Here is a 5,155-nt window from a genome sequence, read left to right as displayed (position 1 = left end):
TGGCGTCCGGACCGTGACGCTGTAGGCCTTCTGGCCGTTTCTCAGAATAACCGGTTGGGCAGATTCGACAGTTGCCCGTTCGCCGTCGATTGTGAAGATCGGCGTTTCGGTGACTTCCGCATTCTTCCCGTCTGCACCTGTCGTGAACTGGTTGTGCCGCGGCGTCCAAATCTCGACATTCCTGGGAGTACGATTGGCCCTGTTGGGCTGGGTCCAAGCTTGTCCGCTTCTCTCGACATTCGCGATCGGGCGATTGCTGCCGACCGGAGGTGGCGTTCCAAAGGCTTTGTAGTCTTTGAGATACTGATCCTGTTCGCTGCCTTTCGGCACGACCAAGGTTACGGGTGAGTGGTCGCCCCCCCATCCTTCCTGGCGTTGAGTGCCCTTGATCGTCCAGACGACGTTGCCCGTGGGCTGACCTTTGCTATTCAATTCCAGTTCGGACGAGAGCTGCTCCGGAGGGACGGGGTAGTCGTCTTCTACCCAGAAGAAAAATCTCGGTGTGACGTGCTCCAATGTCGGACTGTCGTGCACGTTCAAACCATCAGATGTCTGGTCGAGTGCCGAGGTGGGCAACCAAAGATTGGTGAAGCCACCGCCGTACCAATTGTGGGTGACCTCCGTCTGTTCGCTGCGCGTACCATCCTCGATCTGTGTGGTCGGGGTAACATCGCTATGCGCACTGATGCCGATGAAGTGATCCTTGTCTTGGACCGGGTAGAGCTGCAGCGCACCGGTCTGCCACATATTGACCACGTCGTCCCCATTCACCCGGACCGTGCCATCCGCGCCAGCGGTGCCGAAGGCGTCGGTGAGGGCTTTGGCATGCTTCTTGTCATGCACGTCCAGCGGCTGCGTATCGCCGGTGACATGTCCGCTAGCCCAGGACAGCTGGTCGGAGGTCATGCCCTGGCGGTCGACTTCAAGAATGAAGTCGCCGATCGGCCGGGTGTCTTTGCTACCAGCTTCCTGCTTCCGCCGGGCTGCCTCTGCCCGGATCATCGCGTTGCCCATCGTCTCTGCCGAGGGCTGGTGGAAATCGGTGACGAATTTCTTCTCGCCGCTGGGAAGCTCGACCTCGGTTGTGAGAGTTTTGTCCGCCAGCATGTCGTCCATGCCCATGCCGTCGCCGGATTGGCTGTGCAACGGGATCATGAAACTGTCCGGGTTATCGCCGACCCCGTAGAGTCGGTTCAGGACTTTTGCCCTGTCCTCGGAGATACCGAGCGCATTGGCAAGTTCGACGGGGTCGAGGCTGCCATCCTTGTTGGCGTCGAAAAGCGTAAAGTACGCTTGGCTCTGCACCGGGTTGTCCAGGTTATACACAACCCCGTTCGGGCCAGCGACGATATTCTCTCCGGCAGGGACGTCAGGGACGGACGTCTTCCCGGTCATCCGGATGTTGACGTCATCGAAGCTGCCATCGCCACCACTTGCCCTGTCCTCGAAATGCAGATCGGTTCCGCGGGGGTTCAGAACCCGCTGTGCATGAGGTCCGGCGCTGCCAAGCACGGCGCCCGTAGTGTTGTTCCGGACGCGGATCTGATCCGGGGTCACGCCGGCGGGAATCTCGGCGGTGACATATCCGCTCTCCGCGTTGCCTTGGCTTTTCTTTTTCGCCACATGCCATTCGCCGTTGTGGAAGTATTCGACTTGCGTATCGTCCTTGGCATCCTTCTTGAACCACATCTCGATCGTTTGCGTCGGACCGTTGGCTGCGGGCGTGCCAACGCCACGGGTTGCCGGTGCTGGCGTCGCTGGCTTCGGAACCACCTCCCGGTGCGCCGAGAAGGCGATCCAATCGCCGGTGGTGTTGCCGGGCTTGATGCTGATGGCCCCACGCTCGACCGCTGCTGTCAGTTGGTTTGTGTTGATGCGCTCGGTGCCCTCTGCGTCGGTAGTGCCGAAATTGGCGACGACCACATCGCGATGACCGTTTTTTTCGTCGAAGGGCTTGGTATCGCCCAGCACATGATCGGTGGCCCAATCCATTTCTTGGGCCGTCATGCCATTCGTCTGGAAGCGTGCGATCCATTCCCCGGGCTGGCCCTGGTTACCGGATTCTTTGTAGTGCTGGATCGCCGTGTACCGCGTCAGTGCATTGGCCACGGTGTCCGGATCGACCTGTCCCAGATCGGTGATGTATCCCGCTCCGCTGGGGTTTTTCTGGACGATGCCGTCGGCAAACATCTTGTCCGTGCCGGTGCCCGCCCATACCGGCCCAGGGGCCGGGCCGACTGGGACGTAGTAGTTTTTGTTGTCGGTTGTCCCGCCGTAAAGCCGCATCAGCCGGTCGGCTCTCTCGGGGGTCATGGTACCATCGATGCTGGTCATGGCGGCTTGGAATTCGGTCTTGTCGAGCTGACCGCTAGCATCGGTATCAAATGATTTCATATGCGCCTGCTGACCTTCGGCCGTCGACAGGTCGTGGTATTTGCCATTCCCACCCATGATCCAGTTCGCCGGGGTACTGGGTGCCAGCGAAACACCCACGACCGCAGCCTGGTCATGCTCGGTTCCGGCATTAAAATCATAGGCTTGGCCGCGAGGAATGCCGGCGTCCTTCCGGGGCGTCTGGGTCGCCGAGTTGTAGGCCTGATCGGTGGCCTTCCCGTCCTTCCAAGACCGCACGCGGATTCTGTCGGGGGAGATCTGTCCGCTGATGGGCGGGTTTGTCGAGGGCACTGCAATCCGCAGATGACCCGCCTCGTCCATAGGAGGGGCTCCGTCGTCAGGATTGGTCGACGCCACCGTCACCCATTTTCCGTTGTCGTCCAGCACCTGAACTTGAGTGTCCTGACCTTCGTTCATGCCAGGGTTGAGCCAGACATCGACCACGATGTTCGGCCCCCCCGCATCCGCTTCGGCCTGCACGATTTCGCCGTCCGACATGACGTTGATCGTGTCGCTCGCCTGGTTCCTGAACAGCGCCGGATCGCTGTCCCGCGTGACTTTCCTGCCGTTCGCCACGCCGCCGACCCGCGCGCCCGCGTCGCCGTCCGCGACGCCGATGCCAAGGTCGCTCGCGCGGTCCGATACGGCCTCGCCCATCTCCTCGTCCGAGGTCTTCTGCAACTGCTGGCCGCGCAGGCTGCCCGAAATCAGAACCTTGCCCTGTTCCCCGCCGTCCCCAGAGACATAGGCCCCGCGCGCACCGGACGGCAGCTTGTCATCGCCCGGCCCGTTCGCAGGATCAGCCTCGATGAATGCGGGATCAATCTGGCCCGCCGCCATCTCCTTGCGCAGCTGCGCCAGCGCCCGGTTCTCCTGCGGCGTGCGCTCTTTCGCTGTCTTGCCGGTCAGCGCAAAGGCGAAATCCTCGAACTTCGCGTCGTCCTTCGCGATCCCACGATACTTCTCTTTCGACCTCGCCCCAGAATCCTGAACCCGCCCGCCACCGCGTCTCGGTTTGCCCAAAGGTCCGGTCCCCAGCGCAGGGGCTGCGGTCGAGGTGCGATTGGCGGCGTTCGGGGCGATGACGTTCATGGCGGTTTCTCCGGGCACGAAAAGGGGGGCAGGGTTCGCCTTTCACAAAACCACCAACCGCCCCTCCGACGCATTCCGTTGGCATACGCAGGCATCTACGGTCGGCCTGCGCAAGCGCCTACGTAGATACTTTCCTGCCGAACAATCCTGTCAAGATTTCAGCCCTACTTGAACCGCACCAGGTTTGCCGGAGTGAACTGGACCGGGTTTGCCGGAGGCTGATTGACGTCAATTACGCGGCGATGGGTTCAGTTTCCAGAGCTGCATGGAAGTTGGCCTCGGCTTCTGCGGGCGGGATGTTCCCGATCGGCTCGAGCAGTCGGCGATTGTTGAACCAGTCGACCCGTTCGAGGGTCGCGTATTCTACGGTCTCGATGCTCCGCCACGGGCCGCGCCGGTGGATGGCCCTGGAGGCGTGGCCCGCATCAGAAGAACCCTTCCTTTAGCGCAAGCGCCGCGGCGCCGACCGCCGAGGTATCGCCTCCGATACCTGACACGCAGAGGTCGGGAGCACGGCGGCGGGCGCCGTGGCGCGGTCGGCTGTATGACACCGCGCGCGCGATGAGCGCCTCGGCGAGAGGCTTCGGGATTTGGCCGCCGAGGACGACCACCTCGGGATCCACGGTCGCATTCAGAACGTTGTAGACACGGTTGAAATGCGGCGTGACCCGGTCGAGCCAAGTGTCCACCCCCGGCCATGCCATGTCGAACCCGCTTTTCAGATCCTCGATCGTCTGGATATTCACGCCGCCTGCCTGAAGCATCTCGACCAGGCTGCGCAGGGCCGGACGATCCGCGATCTCGTCGTCGGGAAACATTCCTGAGAGCTCGCCCGCATTGCCGAAACCACCGCGCAGCAGGTTGCCCTCAACGATGATCCCGCCACCGAACCCATAGTTGAAGGACAGGTAGACAAAGTTCCGGACGGTGCGGCCGACGCCCAGCATCCGTTCGCACAACGCCCCGGTATTGGCACCGTTCTCGGTCCAGACCGGCAAGTCGAAATGCGTTGCGAGTAGCGGTCCGAGTTGGTGATAGGACCACTCCGCCAGCGGTTCTGGGGCGCTGTAACGTGTGCCCTCAACGACGTAGCCGGCGATCGCAAATCCGATGCCGAAGATGTCGCCGCGGGTGAGGCCGCGTGCGTCCAGCAGCGTGTCCAGTTCTGCGTCGATCCGGTCGAGCACGTCGGCCATCGGGACCCCGTCGATGGGAAGTGTGCGCGTCTCGTAGCTGCCGGCGAAGTCCATCAGCGCCAGCCCCGCGCTGTCCGTGTTGATGGAAATGCCCGGCACGCAGGCATAGGCGGGGTTCAACGTCAGGCGCGGGCTTGGCTTGCCCTTGTAGGTCGGCGGCTCCAGCGGGCCGATCCTCAGCATCCCGCGCGCCTCAAGCTGGGAAATGATGCGATGGATGGATTGCTGGGTCAGATCCAGTCGCGGCCCGAGGGCCGAGCGGGTCAGGCCACCGGTCGTCCAGATCTCGGCCAGGATAGCGCGTTCGTTTGGAGAGACCGCTTGGCCGACGTTGCCGTCGCGCAGGAACCTGGTGGGGATCTTTTCGCAAGGGTCGTAGCGGGATGTCGGCATGAACGCAGCTTATCGAAAGCCCTATCGAGTTCCAGCCCAACGGGGATCGTCATTCCATTGTCACACGCAAAGTGTAATCA

2 protein-coding genes and 1 pseudogene are annotated in these 5,155 nt (G+C 62.2%); all 3 read right to left on the bottom strand.

From position 1 onward, the window contains the following. A partial coding sequence (locus ACRCSW_RS07970) for a hypothetical protein (protein WP_438704039.1) occupies positions 1-3,486 on the bottom strand: 3,486 nt, incomplete at its 3' end. Between the two features lie 232 nt (positions 3,487-3,718). Further along, positions 3,719-3,904: pseudogene (locus ACRCSW_RS07965) on the bottom strand (IS3 family transposase); the annotation flags it as partial. Between the two features lie 7 nt (positions 3,905-3,911). Further along, on the bottom strand, positions 3,912-5,075 hold the full coding sequence (locus ACRCSW_RS07960) for an ROK family protein (RefSeq protein ID WP_438704038.1): 1,164 nt from the start codon (positions 5,073-5,075) through the stop codon (positions 3,912-3,914). Positions 5,076-5,155 lie beyond the last annotated feature (80 nt).

It is taken from the genome of Tabrizicola sp. (assembly GCF_051645465.1).
GTDB lineage: Bacteria > Pseudomonadota > Alphaproteobacteria > Rhodobacterales > Rhodobacteraceae > Tabrizicola.
Note: the sequence above shows the minus strand (reverse complement) of the source record. Positions and strands in the feature narration are given on the sequence as shown.